This is a genomic window from Ochrobactrum sp. BTU2, from assembly GCF_024539785.1.
GTDB classification, from domain to species: Bacteria; Pseudomonadota; Alphaproteobacteria; order Rhizobiales; family Rhizobiaceae; genus Brucella; species Brucella anthropi.
In genome coordinates, this window is record NZ_JAHWRG010000087.1 from 1 (window position 1) to 897 (window position 897).

Below are 897 nucleotides of genomic sequence, written 5' to 3' on the forward strand. Positions count from 1 at the left end.
TTTCGTGGTGCGAAAGACGGTAAAATGCTCGCCGCCAATATGGGTGGTATAGAAGTTATCACGCGCATGACGGGCCCCGGTGTCATCGACCGTTACATAGGCTTCCGACACCAGGCCAGCATGCAGAACGGCAGCATCCTCAGCAACAAAGCCATCCAGCCCCTTGGTGAGCAAACGCACAACCTGGCGTTTGGAGATGTCCATGCCGATGTCATTAAGCAGGGTCGACAACCGTTGCGCTGTGACCTGACCTTGCGCATGCAGCATCAGGCAGAGCCGCCTGAGGTTTGGGCCATAACCACCGACGATTCCGGCAGGTAGCGGCGCAAGAATAGTCTTACCGTTCGGAGCAACCCAGCATTCGCGCCGGTAGTGAATAACCTCAGCGCGCAAAACTATATCGCGCACGTAATAGCTCTTGTAGCCCTTGAAGCGTGAACCGTCCGGAACACGGGCATGAAGAACCACATCCCGATCAACGCGCTCGACATCCAGTTTCGGTCCACGCGGCTTCTTCTTGCCCGCCTGCTTGTCCTGAGCTTTCGCGTCCGTTGCCTTATCCATGCCCGACGGTTTGAACGGCGGCCGTGGCGGCAGGTTTTTCAGCCGCGCAATTTCATCGCGAAGGAGTTGGTTCTCAACTTTAAGCCGGGTGTTTTCCAGACGGAGCTCGGCATTCTCCTTACGGAGTGCTGTATTCTCAGCTTCCAGTTTTTCAAGCCGAGCCTCTGCACGTTCGGTTTTCTCAACCAAACCCGTGACCAGACTGCGCAACGCGTTCAGTGAAAGCGTGTCAGCATGCTTGGGCGAGGGAAGCATTCTCTTCGGCATCGCAAAAGAGAATCATGATTTGCCAAAATCAGGAATCCCATAGCCATGAAATATCGATGCGGAACT

The 897-nt window shown here is 55.1% G+C and carries 1 protein-coding gene; it reads right to left on the reverse strand.

Features of this window, described 5'->3' with window-relative positions; all coding sequences use genetic code 11:
- Nucleotides 1-831 (reverse strand): cell division protein ZapB (locus KWJ32_RS28130; protein WP_275982887.1); only part of this gene is annotated, 831 nt, incomplete at its 3' end.
- Nucleotides 832-897 lie beyond the last annotated feature (66 nt).